This window comes from Serratia sp. Tan611 (assembly GCF_905188235.1).
GTDB lineage: Bacteria > Pseudomonadota > Gammaproteobacteria > Enterobacterales > Enterobacteriaceae > Serratia_B > Serratia_B rhizosphaerae.
Map to the genome: position 1 here is coordinate 2,208,749 of NZ_LR994655.1, position 18,959 is coordinate 2,227,707.

At 61.6% G+C, this 18,959-nt stretch carries 17 protein-coding genes; 12 read left to right on the forward strand and 5 right to left on the reverse strand.

The window, feature by feature from the left end:
• Position 1: 1 nt before the first annotated feature.
• The 12 genes from btuD (at position 2) to TAN611_RS10515 (ending at position 13,167) form a co-directional block, all read left to right on the forward strand.
• Complete coding sequence (gene btuD, locus TAN611_RS10460; RefSeq protein WP_203067667.1) at positions 2-757, forward strand: vitamin B12 ABC transporter ATP-binding protein BtuD; 756 nt, start codon at positions 2-4, stop codon at positions 755-757.
• A gap of 401 nt (positions 758-1,158) precedes the next feature.
• Positions 1,159-2,313 carry a UDP-4-amino-4-deoxy-L-arabinose aminotransferase gene (gene arnB / locus TAN611_RS10465; protein WP_105230869.1) on the forward strand — a complete coding sequence of 385 codons (1,155 nt, stop codon included), beginning with the start codon at positions 1,159-1,161 and terminating at the stop codon, positions 2,311-2,313.
• A complete protein-coding gene (arnC, locus tag TAN611_RS10470; RefSeq protein ID WP_105230870.1) occupies positions 2,300-3,280 on the forward strand; it encodes an undecaprenyl-phosphate 4-deoxy-4-formamido-L-arabinose transferase in 981 nt (326 codons plus the stop codon). The genes arnB and arnC overlap by 14 nt, the downstream gene beginning before the upstream one ends.
• Positions 3,280-5,262 carry a bifunctional UDP-4-amino-4-deoxy-L-arabinose formyltransferase/UDP-glucuronic acid oxidase ArnA gene (arnA, locus tag TAN611_RS10475; protein ID WP_203067776.1) on the forward strand — a complete coding sequence of 661 codons (1,983 nt, stop codon included), beginning with the start codon at positions 3,280-3,282 and terminating at the stop codon, positions 5,260-5,262. The genes arnC and arnA overlap by 1 nt, the downstream gene beginning before the upstream one ends.
• Positions 5,259-6,164, forward strand: a complete 906-nt coding sequence (gene arnD, locus TAN611_RS10480; protein ID WP_203067668.1) for a 4-deoxy-4-formamido-L-arabinose-phosphoundecaprenol deformylase — start codon at positions 5,259-5,261, stop codon at positions 6,162-6,164. The genes arnA and arnD overlap by 4 nt, the downstream gene beginning before the upstream one ends.
• The gene (gene arnT, locus TAN611_RS10485) at positions 6,161-7,825 is read left to right on the forward strand and encodes a lipid IV(A) 4-amino-4-deoxy-L-arabinosyltransferase (RefSeq protein WP_203067669.1); all 1,665 of its coding nucleotides are present in this window, start codon (positions 6,161-6,163) and stop codon (positions 7,823-7,825) included. Before arnD ends, arnT begins: the two co-directional genes overlap by 4 nt.
• Entirely contained in the window at positions 7,822-8,166 is a 345-nt protein-coding gene (arnE, locus tag TAN611_RS10490) for a 4-amino-4-deoxy-L-arabinose-phosphoundecaprenol flippase subunit ArnE (RefSeq protein ID WP_160031262.1), read from the forward strand. The genes arnT and arnE overlap by 4 nt, the downstream gene beginning before the upstream one ends.
• Entirely contained in the window at positions 8,163-8,549 is a 387-nt protein-coding gene (gene arnF, locus TAN611_RS10495) for a 4-amino-4-deoxy-L-arabinose-phosphoundecaprenol flippase subunit ArnF (protein WP_111737197.1), read from the forward strand. Before arnE ends, arnF begins: the two co-directional genes overlap by 4 nt.
• 136 nt (positions 8,550-8,685) lie before the next feature.
• Positions 8,686-9,144, forward strand: coding sequence for an NlpC/P60 family protein (locus tag TAN611_RS10500; protein WP_105230875.1), 459 nt, complete (start codon positions 8,686-8,688; stop codon positions 9,142-9,144).
• A 76-nt stretch (positions 9,145-9,220) separates the two neighbouring features.
• On the forward strand, positions 9,221-10,234 hold the full coding sequence (locus TAN611_RS10505) for a lipoate--protein ligase A (protein ID WP_203067670.1): 1,014 nt from the start codon (positions 9,221-9,223) through the stop codon (positions 10,232-10,234).
• Between the two features lie 494 nt (positions 10,235-10,728).
• Entirely contained in the window at positions 10,729-11,481 is a 753-nt protein-coding gene (locus tag TAN611_RS10510; RefSeq protein ID WP_203067671.1) for an EAL domain-containing protein, read from the forward strand.
• Positions 11,482-11,724: 243 nt separating this feature from the next.
• Complete coding sequence (locus TAN611_RS10515; RefSeq protein WP_203067672.1) at positions 11,725-13,167, forward strand: protein adenylyltransferase SelO; 1,443 nt, start codon at positions 11,725-11,727, stop codon at positions 13,165-13,167.
• Between the two features lie 7 nt (positions 13,168-13,174).
• Here the strand turns inward: TAN611_RS10515 and TAN611_RS10520 are convergent, their stop codons facing one another.
• From TAN611_RS10520 to TAN611_RS10540, 5 genes are read right to left on the reverse strand one after another with little or no spacing between them, the layout of a single operon-like run.
• Positions 13,175-13,960 carry a heme ABC transporter ATP-binding protein gene (locus TAN611_RS10520; RefSeq protein WP_203067673.1) on the reverse strand — a complete coding sequence of 262 codons (786 nt, stop codon included), beginning with the start codon at positions 13,958-13,960 and terminating at the stop codon, positions 13,175-13,177.
• Positions 13,953-14,957 (reverse strand): iron ABC transporter permease, encoded by a 1,005-nt coding sequence (locus tag TAN611_RS10525; RefSeq protein ID WP_238404532.1) that lies wholly within the window; start codon positions 14,955-14,957, stop codon positions 13,953-13,955. Before TAN611_RS10525 ends, TAN611_RS10520 begins: the two co-directional genes overlap by 8 nt.
• Entirely contained in the window at positions 14,957-15,784 is an 828-nt protein-coding gene (locus tag TAN611_RS10530; RefSeq protein WP_203067674.1) for a hemin ABC transporter substrate-binding protein, read from the reverse strand. Before TAN611_RS10530 ends, TAN611_RS10525 begins: the two co-directional genes overlap by 1 nt.
• Entirely contained in the window at positions 15,781-16,815 is a 1,035-nt protein-coding gene (locus TAN611_RS10535; RefSeq protein ID WP_203067675.1) for a hemin-degrading factor, read from the reverse strand. The genes TAN611_RS10530 and TAN611_RS10535 overlap by 4 nt, the downstream gene beginning before the upstream one ends.
• Before the next feature lie 16 nt (positions 16,816-16,831).
• Positions 16,832-18,895 (reverse strand): TonB-dependent hemoglobin/transferrin/lactoferrin family receptor, encoded by a 2,064-nt coding sequence (locus tag TAN611_RS10540; protein WP_111737191.1) that lies wholly within the window; start codon positions 18,893-18,895, stop codon positions 16,832-16,834.
• Positions 18,896-18,959 lie beyond the last annotated feature (64 nt).

An 18,959-nucleotide genomic window follows, 5' to 3' on the forward strand; every position in this document is an offset into this window, starting at 1 on the left:
GATGCTGCAGCTTAGCCAGGTCGGGGTTACGGGGCGCCTGGCCCCGTTTAGCGCGCAGATCGCGGCAGGGCTGCAGGTGCATCTGATCGGCCCGAACGGTGCCGGCAAGAGCAGCCTGCTGGCGCGCCTGGCGGGGCTGTTGCCGGGGGACGGAACGATCGCGCTGGACGGGCGGCCGCTGGACGACTATCAGGCCGGTGAGCTGGCACGGCGGCGTGCCTATCTGAGCCAGCAACAGCCGCCGGCGGCGCTGATGCCGGTATTCCAGTACCTGGCTCTGCACCAGCCGGTGGGCGCAGCGGCGCAGGCGGTGGAAAACGCCATGCTTTACCTGTGTCAGAGTCTGAAGCTGACCGATAAGCTGTCGCGCATGTTGCAGCAGCTTTCCGGCGGCGAGTGGCAGCGGGTGCGGCTGGCGGCGGCGCTGCTGCAGGTATGGCCCAGCATTAATCCGCACAGCCGGCTGTTATTGCTGGATGAACCGACCAGCGCGCTCGACGTGGCGCAAAAAGTGGCGCTGGATCGCCTGTTGCATGAGTTCTGCCACAGCGGGCGCAGCGCGCTGGTGTGCGCGCACGACCTCAACCATACGTTACAGCAGGCAGATCGCGTCTGGCTGCTGCAGGCCGGGCAGGTGGTCAGGCAGGGCGTAACCCATGAGGTGATGGAGCCGGCTCTGTTGTCACAGATTTATGAGGTGGATTTTCATATGCAGTCGACGGGCAATCAGCGCTGGATTATGACTACCACCGCCTAAGCGTTTTATACGCGCAGGATAAGTAAACGGAATATAAACAAACTTCATAAAATAGCCGGCTAAATACCGGCATCTCGTGCTGATATATTTGAGTTAAATTCGACCGCTCCCTTGAAAAACACACTTCAAGTGCTAGGCTTAATATAAGTTCACTTATTTTAAGAGATAATTGTTAATAATTATAACTTATTGCTTTTTGGTGGATTTATTCTATTCCTCACGGCGATTCCGCCGTCAAAACTTCTGCAGAAAATGAATTTCATCTTAAGGTTTAGTTAAGCTTGCCGCCGTACATTGACCATGGAACAACCGGGAACGACTTTCTCCGGCGTTTACTATCCGTTAAATAAAAGCGCCTTACATTGTAATTGAAATCACGTTCGCAATCTTTGAGGTTTACTATGGATCAATTCTTGCCTTTCTCTCGCCCGGCAATTGGCGATGAAGAAATTGCGGCGGTAGGCAAGGTGCTGACATCCGGTTGGATCACTACCGGGCCGCAAAACCAGCAGCTGGAAGCGGACTTTTGCCGCACCTTTGGCTGCCGGCACGCGGTGGCGGTCAGTTCAGCTACGGCAGGCATGCATATTACGTTAATGGCGCTGGGTATCGGCCTGGGCGACGAGGTGATTACTCCGTCGCAAACCTGGGTGTCCACCCTTAATATGATCGAGTTACTGGGCGCGACGCCGGTCATGATTGACGTTGACCGCGAGACGCTGATGGTCAGCGCTGCCGATGTGGAAGCCGCGATAACCTCCCGCACCAAAGCCATTATTCCGGTGCATTATGCCGGCGCGCCACTGCCTCTGGATGCGCTGCGCGACGTTGCCCGCCGTCACCGGCTGCCGCTGATTGAAGACGCCGCACACGCGGTAGGCGCCCGCTATCAGGATGAGTGGATCGGCGCGCGCGGCACGGCGATTTTCTCCTTCCATGCGATAAAAAACCTGACCTGCGCCGAAGGCGGACTGATCGCCACCGACGATGCGGAACTGGCCGAGCGCGTACGGCGTCTGAAGTTTCACGGCCTGGGCGTGGATGCGTTCGACCGCCAGACTCAGGGGCGCACGCCGCAGGCGGAGGTGGTGGAGCCCGGCTACAAATACAACCTGTCCGACATTCATGCGGCGATCGCCGTGGTGCAGCTGGCGCGTCTGCCGCAGCTGAACGCACGCCGCAAGGCGCTGGCCGAACGCTATCTGCAGGCGCTGCAGGGGTCGCCGTTCCAGCCGCTGGGGCTGCCGGATTATCCGCACGATCACGCCTGGCACCTGTTTATGGTACGGGTGGACGCCGAGCGCTGTGGGTGCGACCGCGATACGCTGATGGAGCGTCTGAAGGCGCAGGGCATCGGCAGCGGGCTGCATTTCCGCGCCGCCCATACGCAAAAATTCTACCGTGAGCGTTATCCGCAGCTGAGTCTGCCGCATACCGAATGGAACTCGGCGCGGCTGTGCACGCTGCCGCTGTTCCCGGATATGAGCGAGGCGGACGTCGACCGCGTGGTCGGTGCGCTGTTCAGTGTACTGGAGGCGTCACGTGTCGCAGATTGAACCGATCAACAAAGTCTCGATCGTCATTCCGGTCTATAACGAGCAGGAAAGCCTGCCGGCGCTGCTGGAACGCACCATGGCGGCCTGTCATCAGCTGACGCAGGCGTATGAAATCATTCTGGTGGATGACGGCAGCAGCGATGACTCCGCCGATATGCTGAGTGCGGCGGCCGAACGGCCAGGCAGCCATGTCATCGCCGTGCTGCTGAACCGCAACTACGGCCAGCATTCGGCGATTATGGCCGGTTTTAATCAGGTGAGCGGCGATCTGGTGATCACGCTGGACGCCGACCTGCAAAACCCGCCGGAAGAGATCCCACGGCTGGTCAGCGTCGCGGAGCAGGGGTACGACGTGGTGGGCACCGTGCGCGCCAACCGGCAGGACTCCTGGTTCCGTAAAAGCGCCTCCAAAGTGATCAATATGATGATCCAACGCGCCACCGGTAAATCGATGGGCGATTACGGCTGCATGCTGCGCGCCTATCGGCGCCATATCGTCGAGGCGATGCTGCACTGCCACGAGCGCAGCACCTTTATCCCGATTCTGGCGAACACCTTTGCCCGCCGCACCACTGAAATCGACGTCCGGCACGCCGAGCGCGAATTCGGCGACTCCAAGTACAGCCTGATGAAGCTGATCAATCTGATGTATGACCTGATCACCTGTCTGACCACCACGCCGCTGCGTCTGCTCAGCGTGGTCGGCAGCGTGGTGGCGCTGTGCGGATTTGTGCTGGCGCTGCTGCTGATCGTCCTGCGTTTGATATTGGGGCCGGAGTGGGCCGAAGGCGGGGTATTCACGTTATTTGCCGTCCTGTTCAGCTTTATTGGTGCCCAGTTCGTCGGCATGGGACTGCTCGGCGAGTATATCGGGCGCATCTACACCGATGTGCGTGCTCGCCCACGTTATTTTGTTCAGAAAGTGGTCGGCAAACAGCCTGACCAAGAGACTCAGGAAGAAGAATGATGAAAGCGATTGTATTTGCTTACCATGATATTGGCTGCGCCGGTCTGCAGGCGCTGAGCAACGCGGGTTACGACATCCAGGCGGTATTTACCCATACCGATGAACCCGGTGAAAACCAGTTTTTCTCTTCGGTAGCGCGTCTGGGGGCCGACATGGGCCTGCCGGTATACGCGCCGGAAGACGTGAACCACCCGCTGTGGGTCGAACGCATCCGCGAACTGCAGCCGGAGATTATTTTTTCGTTCTACTACCGCAACCTGCTGAGTGACGACGTGCTGTCGCTGGCGCCGCTGGGCGGTTTCAACCTGCACGGTTCGTTGCTGCCGCGCTACCGCGGCCGCGCGCCGGTGAACTGGGTGCTGGTCAACGGTGAAAGCGAAACCGGCGTTACGCTGCATAAAATGGTTAAACGGCCGGACGCCGGCGATATCGTCGGCCAACAGCGCGTGGCGATTGCCGGCGATGACACCGCGCTGACGCTGCATAAGAAAGTGCTGGCGGCGGCGTCGCAGCTGCTGGAAGAACAGCTGCCGAAGCTGAAAAACGGCAGCGCAATCTTCAGCCCGCAGGATGAATCCCAGGCCAGCTATTTTGGCCGCCGCAGCGCCGCCGACGGCGAAATTCAGTGGCACCGCAGCGCCGACGCCATCCATAACCTGGTGCGGGCGGTGACCGAACCTTATCCCGGCGCGTTCAGCTATCTGGGGCAGCGAAAACTGATTGTCTGGCGCTCGCGTCCGCTGGCGATTGCGCATGACAAACAGCCGGGCACGGTGCTCAGCGCTTCGCCGCTGGTGGTGGCCTGCGGCGAAGGCGCGCTGGAAATTATCGCCGGGCAGAATGAGACCGGTCTGTACGTGCAGGGCAGCCGGCTGGCGCAGGAGATGGGCATCGTGGCCGATGTCCGCCTGCTGGCCAAGCCGCAGTCGGCGCTGAAGCGCCGCACCCGCGTGTTGATCCTGGGCGTGAACGGGTTTATCGGCAACCATCTGACTGAACGGCTGCTGCGGGAAGATCGCTATGAAATTTACGGGCTGGATATCGGCTCCGACGCCATCAGCCGTTTTCTGGATAATCCGCGCTTCCACTTTGTCGAGGGCGATATCAGCATCCATTCCGAGTGGATTGAGTATCACATCAAGAAATGCGACGTGGTGCTGCCGCTGGTGGCGATCGCCACGCCGATCGAATACACCCGCAACCCGCTGCGGGTGTTCGAACTGGATTTTGAAGAAAACCTGAAGATCGTGCGCGACTGCGTGAAGTACAACAAACGTATTATCTTCCCGTCGACGTCGGAAGTGTACGGCATGTGCGACGACCAGGCGTTCGACGAAGATCATTCCCGCCTGATCGTCGGGCCGATCAACAAACAGCGCTGGATTTACTCGGTATCCAAACAGCTGCTGGATCGGGTGATCTGGGCCTATGGCGCCAAAGAGGGGCTGAAGTTCACGCTGTTCCGGCCGTTCAACTGGATGGGGCCACGGCTGGACAACCTGGACGCCGCGCGCATCGGCTCATCGCGCGCCATCACCCAGCTGATCCTGAACCTGGTGGAAGGCTCGCCGATCAAACTGATGGACGGCGGGGCGCAGAAGCGCTGCTTTACCGATATCAACGACGGGGTTGAGGCGCTGTACCGCATTATTGAAAACCGAGGCGGCGCGTGCGACGGCCAGATCGTCAATATCGGCAACCCTACCAATGAGGCGAGCATTCGCGAACTGGCGGAGATGCTGCTGGCCAGCTTTAACGACCACCCGCTGCGCGACCGTTTCCCGCCGTTTGCCGGCTTTAAAAACGTCGAGAGCAGCAGCTATTACGGCCAGGGGTACCAGGATGTGGAGCACCGCAAGCCGAGCATCCGCAACGCCCGTCGCCTTCTGGACTGGCAGCCGACCATCGCCATGCAGCAGACCGTTGCCGAGACGCTGGACTACTTCCTGCGCGCCACCGTGCAGGAAAGTGAGGAGGCATGAGAAAAGTCGGCCTGCGGGTGGATGTAGACACCTTCAGCGGCACCCGGGACGGCGTGCCGCGCTTACTGGCGCTGTTCGACAGGTACGCTATCCGCGCCAGCTTCTTCTTTAGCGTCGGGCCGGACAATATGGGGCGCCATCTGTGGCGCCTGCTGCGGCCGCAGTTTCTGTGGAAGATGCTGCGCTCCAACGCCGCCTCGCTCTACGGCTGGGATATTTTACTGGCGGGCACCGCCTGGCCCGGCCGCCATATTGCGCGCCGGCTGGCGCCGCTGATGAAACAGACCGCTGATGCCGGCCATGAGGTCGGGCTGCACGCCTGGGATCATCAGGGCTGGCAGGCCAACGCCGGGCGCTGGTCCGAGGCGCAGCTGGCGCGGCAGATCCAACTGGGCGTCGATGCGCTGAGCGCTGCCGCCGGCCAGCCGGTGCGTTGTTCGGCGGTCGCCGGCTGGCGCGCCGATCGGCGCGTGCTGGCGGTGAAAGAGCGTTTTGCTTTTGACTACAACAGCGACTGCCGCGGTACGCATCCGTTCCGGCCGCGGCTTGATGACGGCAGTTTGGGCACGGTGCAGATTCCGGTCACGCTGCCGACCTTTGATGAAGTGATTGGTCGTGAAGTCAGCATGACGGATTTCAATGACTATATTCTGCGGGCGATAGCGCAAGACGCCGGCGTGCCGGTTTATACCATCCACACCGAAGTGGAAGGCATGTCGCAGGCGGCGATGTTTGAGCAGCTACTGCAGCGGGCGCAGCAGCAGGGCATTGAATTCTGCCCGCTGAGCGCGCTGTTGCCGGCTGATTTGTCGTCGCTGCCGCCGGGCGATATTGAACGCGGGCCTTTTCCCGGCCGTGAAGGCTGGCTGGGCCGCCAAACCGACGTGAAGGACGTTGCATGAAGTCGTTAAAAAACGCCTGGGCCATCGTTGCATCGCTGTTTTTTGTGCTGGCGTATCTGCTGCCGCTCAACGGCCGCCTGCTGTGGCAGCCGGATGAAACCCGCTATGCGGAGATCAGCCGCGAGATGCTGCAGCGCGGCGACTGGGTCGTGCCGCATCTGCTGGGCCTGCGCTATTTTGAAAAGCCGGTAGCGGGTTACTGGATCAATAACATCAGTCAGTGGCTGTTTGGCGACAGCAACTTCGCCGTGCGTTTTGGTGCGGTATTTTGCAGCGGCGTCAGCGCGCTGCTGGTGTTTGCTCTGGCGATGCTGATGTGGCGCAACGCGCGCCGCGCCGGGCTGGCGGCGCTGATTTTCCTGTCGATGGTGCTGGTGTTCAGCATCGGCACCTACAGCGTGCTCGACCCGATGATCGCGTTATGGATGACGGCGGCGATGGTCAGTTATTACCTGGCCCTGCAGGCCGTCTCGGTCAGGGGCAGGCTGGGCGCTTACGCGCTGCTCGGTCTGGCCTGCGGCATGGGGTTTATGACCAAAGGCTTTCTGGCGTTGGCGGTGCCGGTGATCGCCGTGCTGCCGATCGCCATTACTCAGCGGCGCTGGCGCGATCTGTTGATCTACGGCCCGCTGGCGATTGTCACGGCGGCATTGCTCAGCCTGCCGTGGGCGCTGGCGATCGCTCAGCGCGAGCCGGACTTCTGGCGCTATTTCTTCTGGGTGGAGCATATCCAGCGTTTTGCGGAGAATGATGCCCAACATAAAGCGCCGTTCTGGTATTACCTGCCGGTGCTGATGGCCGGCGTGCTGCCGTGGCTGGCGCTGCTGCCGGGGGCGTTGTTCAAAGGCTGGCGCGAGCGCGCCGCGCGGCCGGAGCTGTTCTTCCTGCTCAGTTGGGTACTGATGCCGCTGCTGTTTTTCAGCATCGCCAAAGGCAAACTGCCGACCTATATTCTGCCCTGCATGGCGCCGCTGGCGCTGCTGATCGCGGACTATGCCGAAGCGCGGCTGAGCGCGCTGCGCAGCCAGGTATTCAGGATTAATGCGCTGCTTAACGGTCTGTTCGGCGCGCTGGGGCTGCTCGCGCTGTTGCTGCTTGGCAGCGGTCTGCTGCCGGGCACGCCGCTGTTCGGCCCACACGAGGGGATAAAGCTGGCGCTGGGGGCGACGGCGTTTGCCGGTTGGCTGCTGTTTGCCGTGCTGTCGCTGGGCGAGGGCGGCCGGCGTTGGACGTGGGCGGCAGCCTGTCCGCTGCTGCTGTGCCTGCTGATCGGTTATGCCATTCCGCAGCAGGTGATTGACGCCAAACAGCCGCAGAACTTTATCCGCGCCAATCAGACGCTGCTGGCGCACAGCCGCTACGTGCTGAGCGACAGCGTGGGGCTGGCCGCCGGCCTCTCCTGGCAGTTAAAGCGCGGCGACGTGCTGATGTACAACGAACAGGGTGAGGTGGGGTATGGGCTGGGCTATGCGGATGCGCACGACCGGTTTATCAGCGAGGGCGAGTTCGCGTCATGGCTGGCGCAGGCGCGCCGGCAGGGCAACGTGGCGCTGGCGCTGCAGCTGTCGCGCGGGGAGAGCCTGTCCGATCGGCTGCCGCCGCCGGATAAGATGCAGCGCATGAACCGCTACGTTTTGTACTGGTATCAGCAGCAGCCATGAGCGGCTACCTGCTGGTCTTACTGGCGTGTCTGCTGACCTGCGGCGGGCAGCTGTGTCAGAAACAGGCGGCGCGCGGCTGGCGCTTACCTGCCAGGGTGCGCCGTCGCTACCTGCTGCGCTGGCTGGGGCTGGCGCTGACGCTGCTGGCGGCGGGGATGGCGGTATGGCTGGCGGTATTGCAGCGGCTGCCGCTCAGCCAGGCTTATCCGATGCTCAGCCTCAATTTCGTGCTGGTGACGCTGGCGTCCCGCCTGCTGTTTAAGGAGTCGATCGCGCCGCGTCACTGGTGCGGCGTCGTCGCCATCGTTGTGGGGATCCTGCTGATGAGCGCGCCGTTATGAGAAAGGGCTACATCTGGGGCATCGCCAGCGTGCTGCTGGTCAGCGCCGCGCAGCTGCTGATGAAGTGGGGCATGGTGCAGTTGCCGCCGCTGTCGCTGCATAGTCTGGCGCTGCCGGCGGCGGGAAGCCTGCCGGCGCTGCTGGCGGTGGCATTCGGCATCGCCGGCTACGGGTTGTCGATGCTGTGCTGGCTGATGGCGCTGCGCACCCTGGCGCTGAGCCGCGCCTATCCGTTGCTGGGCGTCAGTTATGTGCTGGTGTATCTGGCGGCGGTGGCGTTGCCGTGGTTTAACGAATCCGCCGGTTGGTTAAAAAGTCTGGGTACGCTGCTGATACTGCTGGGGGTGTGGCTGATAGCGCGGCAGGATGCCCGGAAGCGCTAAAAACTGGCGCCATATCAGAATTATCCCGGTTGAAACTTGCCTTTTTTCCATCGGCGAGGATAAATTACCCGCATAGCGCCGTGACTTCCCGCCGCGCGGGCGATGCGGCAACGTATGCAAGCAAGGGATGATAACAATGCGTACCTGGTTCTTATTGCTCAGCCTGGTGCTGGCCGGCTGCAGCAGCCATGCGCCGCCGCCGAGCGGCCGGCTGGCGGATTCCATCGTGGTGGTGGCGCAGCTGAATGAACAGCTGCGTCAGTGGCACGGCACGCCTTACCGTTACGGCGGGCTGGACCGCGGCGGCGTTGACTGCTCCGGCTTTGTCTATCGCACTTTCCGCGACCGCTTTGACATGCAGCTGCCGCGCTCGACGGAAGACCAAACCTCGCTCGGCAGTAAAGTCTCGCGCGATGAACTGATGCCGGGCGATCTGGTGTTCTTCAAAACCGGCCACGGGGAAAACGGCCTGCACGTCGGGATTTATGACACCAACGATCAGTTTATCCATGCTTCCACCAGCCGCGGGGTGATCCGCTCCTCGCTGAATAACGTCTACTGGAAAAAGGTGTACTGGCAGGCGCGCCGCATCTAGGCGCCCGCTTTTTTCGGTAAGCGAAAATGTTGTATTCCGTTATCATACCGGCATGATGTTCTGACCGGTAACTGTGATGACAGCCCTGCGCGTATTGATTTCCGATTCTTACGATCCCTGGTTCAATCTGGCGGTGGAAGAGTGCATCTTCCGCGAGATGAGCACGCAAAAAATCCTGTTTCTGTGGCGCAATGCGGAAACGGTGGTGATAGGCCAATCGCAAAACCCGTGGAAAGAGTGCAACACCCGCCGTATGGAACAGGACGGCATCCGGCTGGCGCGCCGCAGCAGCGGCGGCGGGGCGGTATTCCACGATTTGGGCAATACCTGTTTTACCTTTATGGCCGGCAAGCCGGGCTATGATAAAAGCGTGTCAACGCAGATTATCCTGCAGGCGCTGGCGACGCTGGGCATCCGGGCGACGGCTTCCGGGCGCAACGATCTGGTGATCGACACCGCCGAGGGCACGCGCAAAATCTCCGGTTCCGCCTACCGTGAAACACCGGATCGCGGCTTTCACCACGGCACGCTGCTGCTGAATGCCGATCTGAACCGCCTGGCGGACTACCTGAACCCCGATGAGAAAAAACTGCAGGCCAAGGGCATTACCTCAGTGCGTTCACGGGTGGCCAATCTGGCGGAGTTTTTGCCGACGATCACCCACCAGCAGGTGTGCGACGCCATCGTGCAGGCGTTTTTCGCCTACTACGGCGGCAGCGCTGTGGCGGAGGTGATCTCGCCCGACGTGTATCCCGACCTGCCTAACTTTGCCGAACAGTTTGCCAAACAGAGCAGCTGGGCGTGGAATTTCGGCAAGGCGCCGGCCTTCAGCCACCTGCTGAACGAGCGTTTCAGCTGGGGCGGGGTGGATATCTTTTTTGACGTTGAGCAGGGCGCTATCAGCCGGTCGCAGATTTTTACCGACAGCCTGCAGCCGGCGGCGCTGCGGCGGCTGGCCGAGCTGCTGGTGGGCTGCGCCTACCGCAGCGATGCGGTGGCGGCGTGCTGCCGGCAACTGATTGATGAATATCCGGCCCAGCGGACGGAGCTGGCGGAACTGTGCCGCTGGCTCAGCGAAACCATCAAATAACCGTCGCGCTGAGCGGACGGCAGCGGATATTTTTCGTCGCCGTCCGGTATTCCCCGCCTGTTGCCCGTTCAATATCGGCAAATGAGGGCAGGCATTTTTTCTGCCGTTCAATGCCGGGAATAACGCCGATAATTGCTGTCTAATCATATTGAATCCGATGTAACGCAAATCGGCGTGCGTGAAAAAATAAAAGATAAGATTTTTCTTGGTGTTTATTCATGTTTCTGCGTAATTAAAATAATTAAGTCAAATTGTTAGCATACTGCGATGCATTAAGTGAAAAAGGTGTGCGGTAGCTGGCTGTAAACTATTTTGTCTCTCAGTTTTATCTCATTTTTAAGTCGTGGGCGTGACTTTCTTATAGTTTAAAGCTATCAATCTAATACTTATTTATTGGTATTTGCATCGTTATTTCCGATTAATCTATCGGTGATTGATCGATAAAAATTATTGATATACGATGAGATGCTCGCCATTTTTATTCCGGCATTAAAATGAAAATCCAATTTGAAACTGACTTTACCATTCGCCATGTATTCCAGCCTGTCTATACCCTCAGCGGACGGCTGTTAGCGTTAGAAATTCAAAGCCGTTTCAATAGTCCGGACGGCGCCCTGGCGATGCCGGCGGAGATTGGCGTTAATTTATTGCAGCCAGCGCAGAAAGACGCGTTATTTTATGAGCAACTCGGGGTGATAGAAGCCTATGCGGATTGGTTTATTGAGCATCAGGTATTATTAAGTATTAATATTGACGCCACGCTGGCGGCGCTGTTGTTGCAGGATAATCAACTGTGTCAACGCCTGCGGCGGCAGCCGTTTATCGTAGTTGAAATCAGCGAGAGTTTTCCCCAGTTGTCGGCCGGAAAAAACAATGCGACCGTCCGCCGGCTCAGCGAATTGTTCACGCTCTGGCTGGATGATTTCGGCTCCGGTCAGGCTACGCTGACGCCGTTGTATGACGGTTTATTTACCTATGTAAAAATAGACAAACGTTTTTACTGGCGGCTGTTTTCACATCCGGGATCCGATACGGTGATGGATTCGCTGCTGAGAAATATCAATTTACTGTGTCAGGGTATTATCGTTGGCGGTATTGAAAAAAAAGCCTACTTTAATCATCTCGATCGCGCCGGTGTTTTAGGACTGCAGGGTTTTTTATGGCCGGCCGTCGGGGGAGAACAGTTGGATACCTTGTGCAAAGTTCCGCCAGAATTTATCGACGCTGATGCGCCGGATAATCATTAATCCTGAACGTATTTAATACTGCAGATATACCCTTATCAATAATGGGTGTAGGCGGCGTTAATTTTACGGCGCCGATACTTTCGCGGTGCCGGTAATTTGCCCGCTGGCGCTTGCCGCTCGCCGGAATGTATTTCTCCTTGTAATTACTCCGTGTTAATCGACCGCCGCAGGCAGTAGAGTAGGCGGAGACCCGCGCACCGTTGCCTGAGGCGGCGGGGCGCGCCCAGTATTCACGGAGATCCTATGCCGCAGTTTGATAACGCTTATTACCGGCAACTGCCCGGTTTCTATACCGCCTTGACGCCCACCCCGCTGGAAGGCGCGCGCCTGCTGTACCACAGCGCGCCGCTGGCGCAGCAGCTGGGGCTGGATGACAGCTGGTTTACGGCGGAAAATACGCCGGTCTGGAGCGGAGAGCGACTGCTGCCGGGCATGCAGCCGCTGGCGCAGGTCTACAGCGGCCATCAGTTTGGCGTCTGGGCCGGGCAACTGGGCGACGGGCGCGGCATTTTGCTGGGGGAGCAGCGCCTGGCGGACGGTACGCATCTCGACTGGCACCTGAAGGGGGCCGGCCTGACGCCGTATTCCCGCATGGGCGACGGCCGTGCGGTGCTGCGCTCGGCAATCCGCGAGTTTCTGGCGTCGGAGGCGATGCATCATCTGGGTATCGCCACCACGCGCGCGCTGACGGTGGTAACCAGCGACCAGCCGGTCTACCGCGAGCAGGCCGAGCGCGGCGCGATGCTGCTGCGCGTGGCGGAAAGCCACGTGCGTTTCGGCCATTTCGAGCATTTCTACTACCGCCAGCAGCCGGAGCAGGTGCGGCAACTGGCCGATTTTGTCATTGAACGCCACTGGCCGCAGCTGGCCGAACGGCAGGATAAATACCTGCTCTGGTTCACCGATGTGGCGGAGCGCACCGCGCGGCTGATGGCGGACTGGCAGACGGTCGGTTTTGCTCACGGCGTGATGAATACCGACAATATGTCGATTCTCGGTCTGACCATCGACTACGGCCCTTACGGTTTCCTCGACGATTATCAGCCGGGTTATATCTGCAACCACTCGGATCATCAGGGGCGTTACGCCTTTGACAACCAGCCGGCGGTGGCGCTGTGGAACCTGCACCGTCTGGCGCAGGCGCTGTCGGGGTTGATGAGTCCAGAGCAGCTGCAGCAGGCGCTGGCGGCGTATGAGCCGGCGCTGATGCGCGCCTATGGCGAACGCATGCGCGCCAAGCTGGGCTTCTTCAGCCAGCAGCGGCAGGATAACGATCTGCTCACCGAGTTGCTGAGCCTGATGGCGCAGGAGGGACGCGACTATACCCGCACCTTCCGTCTGCTGAGCGAGGTGGAGCAGCAGCAGGCGCACTCGCCGCTGCGCGATGAGTTTATCGACCGTGCGGCGTTTGACGGCTGGTACCGCCGCTACCGCGAACGGCTGCAGCAGGAACAGGTGAGCGATGCGCAGCGCCGGCAGGCCATGCAGGCGGTGAACCCGAAACTGATCCTGCGTAACTACCTGGCGCAGGAGGCGATCGCGGCGGCAGAACAGGACGACGTCAGCAAGCTGGCGCATCTGCACCAGGCATTGCTGAAGCCGTATGACGACGATGCGCGCTATGACGCACTGGCGGCGCTGCCGCCGGAGTGGGGCAAGCACCTGGAAATTTCCTGTTCCAGCTGACGCCGCCTCAGCGGCGCAGATACACCTGCGGCGTCGTGAATTCCGGATGAGTCATCACGCCGAGGTCTGCCTGATACCAGCGGGTGAGGGTTTCGGCCTGCAGCACCTCGGCCGGCGTACCGTCGGCCACCAGCCGCCCCTGATGCAGCAGCAGGATGCGATCGGCATACAGCGCCGCCAGATTGAGATCGTGCAGTACGCAGCACACCGCCAGCGGCTGCCGCCGCGTCAGGTCATGCAGTAGCCGCAACGTATGTTGCTGGTGGTATAAATCAAGCGCCGAGGTGGGTTCGTCAAGAAACAGCCAACGCGGCGACGGCTGCGGTTGCCACAGCTGCGCCAGCACCCGCGCCAGCTGCACCCGTTGCTGCTCGCCGCCGGAGAGCCGGCGGTAATCCCGCGACGCCAGACTGAGGCAGTCGGTCTGCATCATCACCTCATGCACCGCCTGTGCCGCGTCGCGCATACCGTGCGGCGCACGTCCCATCGCCACCACGTCTTCGACGCTGAACGGGAAGGCCAGCTCGCTGTGCTGCCGCATCACCGCGCGCACTTTGGCCAGCCGGTCGGGCGTCCACTGTTCCAGCGGTCGCTCCAGCAGCCGGCACTCGCCGCAGTCCGGCTGCAGATAGCCGGTCAGCAGGCGCAGCAGGGTGGATTTGCCGGCCCCATTGGGGCCGATAATCGCCACCATTTCGCCGCTGGCGATGCTCAGCGACACATCATGAATCAGCCGGCGCTCGCCCAGGCGATAGCGCAACTGCTGCGCCGTCAGGCTGGCGGATTTAGCCACGGTTACGCTCCTGCTGGCGTATCACCAGCCATAAAAAATAGGGGCCGCCCAGCAGGCTGGTCATCAGGCCGACCGGCATCTCCGCCGGCGCCACCAGCGTGCGCGCCAGGGTATCGCTGACCAGCAGCAGGCAAGCGCCTCCCAGCGCCGAGGCGGGCAGCAGCCAGCGGTGATCGCCGCCGAGCCGCAGCCGCATCAGGTGCGGCACCACCAGGCCGATAAAGCCGATCACCCCGCTGACGGCGACCGCCGCGCCGGTCAGCAGGGCGCTGAGCAGCAGCAGCTGTAATTTAACCCGCGCCACGTTAACGCCCAGATAGTGCGCTTCTTCATCCCCCAACTGCAGCAGGTTGAGACGGCGCGCCTGCAGCAGCGTCAGCAGGCAGGCGGGCAGAATCAGCGAGGCCGCCACCGCCAGCGTCGGCCACTGCGACTGGTTCAGACTGCCCATCATCCATAGGGAGAACTGGCGCAGCTGCTGGTCGTTGCTGAGATAAGACAAGACGCCGATTGCCGCCATACACAGCGCGTTAATGGCGATGCCGGCCAGCAGCAGCCGCGACAGGCTACCGTGGCCGCCGCGGCTGATGGCGTAAATCAGCGCCGAGACCAGCAGGCTGCCGAGAAATGCCGCCAGCATCTGGCCGTACAGCGCCAACATCGCCGGCAGCGCGAGCGGCAGCACAATCGACAGCGCCACCAGCAGCGCGCCGCCGCTGCTGATCCCCAGCAGACTGGGGTCCGCCAGCGGGTTGCGGAACAGCCCCTGCATCACCGTGCCGGCCACCGCCAGCGCGCAGCCGATCAGCACCGCCAGCAGCACCCGCGGCAGGCGGATATTCAGCCAGATATGCCAGGCGGTATCGCCGAACGGCTGCTGCCACAGGGTGCGGAATGACAATGTCAGCGCGCCGTAGTTGGCGGCAATCAGCGACAGCATGGTCAGCAGAGCCAGCAGCGTCACCAGCGCCAGCCGTGGCGAACGGCGGCACGGCATTACGGCTGCTCCGCGGCGCGGCGCAGCTTAATCAGGGCGTCCGGCGTTTGCAGGCCGAACCCCAGCAGCGCCATATCGTCGACCACCAGCACGCGGCGTTTTTTCCCCGCCGGCGTCAGGGCGATGCCGGGCAGTTTCCACAGCTGTTCCACGCCGCCGAGGGTTTTCACGCCGTCGCGTCCCACCAGCAACAGGTCCGGCGCGCTGGCGATTACGCCTTCCTGCGACAGCGGCCGGTAGTGGCTGAATCCCTGCATCGCATTGCGCAGGCCGGCGGCGCGAATGGCGGCGTCGGCGGCGGTGTCCTGCCCGGCGGCCATTGGCGTCATGCCGCCGTGGCTCATGATAAACAGCACTTTTACCGGCAGCGGCCGGGTGTTGACCGCCGCCAACTGCTGGCGATAGTGCGCGATCAGCTGCTGTCCCTGCTGCCGACGATCCAGTGCGGCGGCCACGGCGGTGATTTTTTCGCTGACCGCTTCCGGCGCGCTGTCGGCCGGGATATGCACCACGCGCACGCCGCTGTCGGCCAGTTGGCGAAATACCAGCGCCGGCTGCGCCAGATCGCTGGTCAGCACCAGCGTCGGCTTCAGCGCCAGAATGCCCTCGGCGTTCAGCTGGCGCATGTAACCGACGTCCGGCAGCGCCTGCAGCGCGGCGGGGGAGAGGCTGGTGCTGTCGCGCGCCACCAGCCGATCGCCGGCGCCGAGTGCATAGACGATTTCACTGACGTCGCCGCCGATGGAGACGATGCGTTCCGCCGCCCCGGCCAGCGGCGTCATCAGCGCCGCGCACAGCGCCAGCGCGTGGGAGAATAAGCGCGTCATGCGGCGATGCCCCGCGGCTGCAGTGCGGCGATCTGCTCACGCCACAGGGTTTGTTCCGGCTGGCCCTCGCTGCGCTGGCCGTACAGCTGGGCGATCTGCGTGCCGTCGGCGGCGAACAGCTCCAGACTGGTGACGATGCCGTCTTTGGTCGGCTTACGGGTGATCCAGCTTTCGGCGATGGCCTCTTCGATCAGATGCAGGGTAAAGCGCCGGTTAAACACGTTCAGCCAGCCGTTTTGCGGCAGCAGGCGCTCAATCTGGCCGGTAAAGATCTGCACGCAGCCGCGGTTGCTGACGAAAATCATGATTTCGTTCTGCGCCTGTTGCGCGGCGTTCAGCAACTGCGCCAGCGCGCCGTTATCGACGCGGTAGGCCAGATCGTCGCCGACGGCGCGAAACGCCTGCTGACGACCGATCTGATGGCGACTCAGCAGCTGGAAGAACTGGTGCACGTCGGTCATGGCGCGCCATTCACTGTCGATGCGCGCGGCGTCGGCGTCGCGGTTTTCCGCCCGGGCCGGCTCCGGCTGCAGCGCCAGCGGCGGGTTGTCCGACGCGGCATGGCGTTCGACCAGCGCCAGCCAGGCGGTCAGATCGGTTTCATCGCTGCTGTATACCTTATGCAATGCATCGCCCTGACGATCGAAAAACTGGATGCTGTGGCGTACGCCGCGCTGGTTGCTTTCGCTCAGGCTGAAGGCGCTGGCCCACTGGCCGAGAAACAGCCGCAGGTCCAGTTCGCGCGGGTTGAGGATCAGCCCCGCGTGGCCGCTTAACTGCTGATTGCGGTAGCGTCCCATTTGTTCATGCACCGCATAGTCGTTGCGGGTGAGCGATTTGGTGACGCCGACCTGTTCCAGCTCGCCGAGCAGCGTACGGACGTCGGCCTGCAGACGGCGGGCGTCGTGGCCCACGCGGGCGTGGGTCAGTTCCGCTTCGCTGACGGCGAGCAGCGCCGCCAGATCGCGCGCGTATTTACCGGGGTGATCCTGTTTAGCCTGCAGATAGCGTGCATAGAGGTCGTTGTTCATGGTTATTCTCCTGTCGTTACCACTGATAGCTGACCAGCAGTTTGGCGTTACGTCCGTCCTGCGGAATGCCCTGCGGCGAGTAATATTCTTTATCGAAGGCGTTGCCCAGCACCACGGTGGTGGTCAGCCCCTGCAGTTCGGCGCTGCCTTTGTAGCTGAGGTAGAAATCGTTGACGCCGTAGCCGGCCTGCTCGGCAGTGCCGCTGGGCACGTGGGTCGAGCGTTGGGTCAAGGTGGCGACCCAGCCGGTGGAGAAACCGCTGGCGCCCAGCGGCACGTCCAGCACGCTGGTGACGGTGTCCGGGTTGATGCTGGCGATCCAGTCGCCGCTGGTTTCATCTTTGCCGCGGGTGCGGTTATAGGCCAGATCCCAGCCGAACCAGCGGGTTTTATAGTTCAGTGCGGCGTCCCAGCCCCAGATTTTGGCGCGGTCGATATTGGTGGAATAGGTGGTGCAGCTGATGCAGTAAGGCCCGCGCGGGCCGGCTCCGATATCCATGGTGACGGCGGTGGAGATATAGTCTTTGGCTTTGGTATCGAAATAGCTGGCCTTGAACTGCAGGCTGTCGTCGGCCAGCAGCAGGTCGTCGAAGCGCAGGCCGAAACCATACTCCTGGGTGGCGTTGGTCTCCGGCTTCAGATTCGGGTTCGGCACCCAGTTGTTGGTGATGGTGGTGGGGCCCATCGGAATCGAGAAGTGTTTGTCATCGTTGTACATTTCGCCCATGGTCGGCGCGCGGAACGCCTGCGAATAGGAGCCGAACAGCATCAGCCAGTCGGTGGGGGTTATGCTGACCGCCCCGCGTGATGACCATTTGTCCGCGTTGACGTCGTCGTAGCCGTCGCTGCTGCCTTTATAGTTGTCATAGCGCGTTCCGGCCAGAATCGATACCGGCAGATCGCGCAGGGTGATCTCATCCTGCAGCCAGGCGGAGGCGAAGTTGATCTTGGCCTGCGGGAAGCTCTCGGTGGCGCCGCCCGGCGTCTGCTCCTGCTTATACGCTTCGGTGCCGTAGGTGAACAGGTGCGCCGCCGCGCTGTCGCTGAACAGGCGGGTGCGGTTTTCCAGCTTGGCGCCGCGGGTGGTTTGCTTGCGCGCCTCGTCTTCACTGCCGTCGCGGTGGGCGTTGATCTGCACCTCGGAGTAGTACAGCTGCGCCTGTGCATCCAGCCAGCCTTGTCCTACCGGTTTGAGCTTATAGGTCAGCTGTCCGTCGCGCTGAATGGTGGAGCGATCGGTCTGCAGGTTGCTGGCGGAAGCGGCCGGCGTCTGCGGGTTTTTCGGCTCCTGCGCGCGGTTGTTGTAATAGCGGAAACTACCGCTCAGCGCCTGGTTTTCATCGATGGTCCAGGTGCCTTTGGCCAGCAGGTTATTGATGTTTTCATCGTTCGGCGCGTCAAAGCCGTTTCCCTGGCGCAGATTGCCGACGTCGCGGGTGCCGAACGACAGCAGACCGTCCAGGTTATCGCTTCTGCCGTAGGCGCTGGCGCCCATGCCGAGGCTGTGATCGCCGCTGGCGGCGCTGCCGTAAACCCGAAAGCCGGTATTGTGCCCCGGCAGCAGCAGGTCGGCGGCGTCGACGGTTTCATAGGAGATGACGCCGCCCAGCGCGCCGCTGCCGTACAGCAGGGCCGACGGGCCGCGCACCACTTCCACCCGCTTGATCAGCGCCGGATCGAGGAAGGTGCCGTTAAGATGGCCGGTATCGGTGCCCTGACGCACGCCGTCCACCAAGGTCAGCACGCCGCGGCGGTCATAGCCGCGCATCATAATATCCTGGCCGTTGCTGCGGCCGGTGCCGGTGACGGTGATGCCCGGCACCTGACGCAACAGGTCGCCGGCGGTGCCGGCGGTCTGCGCCTGCGGCGACGTGCCGTCGATCACCGTGACCATCATCGGCGCGCTGAAACTGCTGCGCTGGTTGCCGGTGGCGACTACCGTCAGGGTATCGTCGGTCGCTTTTTCCGAACCGGTGTCAGAAACGGGGCTGGTGTTGGCAAAAGCCACCGTAGGCAGGGCGCAGGCAATGGCCAGGCTCAGGGCGGACAGACGCCGCGGGGTGGCAAAAATAGCAGGCATAGTGCAACTCTCCGTATGTTTTACAACATATCAAATGATTTGCTGGCTGCCTGGATCGTGACGA

Excerpts from the sequence above, each read along its gene's own strand:
- TAN611_RS10510 (WP_203067671.1), top strand. The coding sequence starts at position 10,729 with ATGAAAATCCAATTTGAAACTGACTTTACCATTCGCCATGTATTCCAG.
- arnB (WP_105230869.1), top strand. The coding sequence starts at position 1,159 with ATGGATCAATTCTTGCCTTTCTCTCGCCCGGCAATTGGCGATGAAGAA.
- btuD (WP_203067667.1), top strand. The coding sequence starts at position 2 with ATGCTGCAGCTTAGCCAGGTCGGGGTTACGGGGCGCCTGGCCCCGTTT.
- arnE (WP_160031262.1), top strand. The coding sequence starts at position 7,822 with ATGAGCGGCTACCTGCTGGTCTTACTGGCGTGTCTGCTGACCTGCGGC.
- TAN611_RS10515 (WP_203067672.1), top strand. The coding sequence starts at position 11,725 with ATGCCGCAGTTTGATAACGCTTATTACCGGCAACTGCCCGGTTTCTAT.
- arnT (WP_203067669.1), top strand. The coding sequence starts at position 6,161 with ATGAAGTCGTTAAAAAACGCCTGGGCCATCGTTGCATCGCTGTTTTTT.
- arnD (WP_203067668.1), top strand. The coding sequence starts at position 5,259 with ATGAGAAAAGTCGGCCTGCGGGTGGATGTAGACACCTTCAGCGGCACC.
- arnA (WP_203067776.1), top strand. The coding sequence starts at position 3,280 with ATGAAAGCGATTGTATTTGCTTACCATGATATTGGCTGCGCCGGTCTG.
- TAN611_RS10540 (WP_111737191.1), bottom strand. The coding sequence starts at position 18,895 with ATGCCTGCTATTTTTGCCACCCCGCGGCGTCTGTCCGCCCTGAGCCTG.
- arnF (WP_111737197.1), top strand. The coding sequence starts at position 8,163 with ATGAGAAAGGGCTACATCTGGGGCATCGCCAGCGTGCTGCTGGTCAGC.
- TAN611_RS10535 (WP_203067675.1), bottom strand. The coding sequence starts at position 16,815 with ATGAACAACGACCTCTATGCACGCTATCTGCAGGCTAAACAGGATCAC.
- TAN611_RS10530 (WP_203067674.1), bottom strand. The coding sequence starts at position 15,784 with ATGACGCGCTTATTCTCCCACGCGCTGGCGCTGTGCGCGGCGCTGATG.
- TAN611_RS10525 (WP_238404532.1), bottom strand. The coding sequence starts at position 14,957 with ATGCCGTGCCGCCGTTCGCCACGGCTGGCGCTGGTGACGCTGCTGGCT.
- TAN611_RS10505 (WP_203067670.1), top strand. The coding sequence starts at position 9,221 with ATGACAGCCCTGCGCGTATTGATTTCCGATTCTTACGATCCCTGGTTC.
- TAN611_RS10500 (WP_105230875.1), top strand. The coding sequence starts at position 8,686 with ATGCGTACCTGGTTCTTATTGCTCAGCCTGGTGCTGGCCGGCTGCAGC.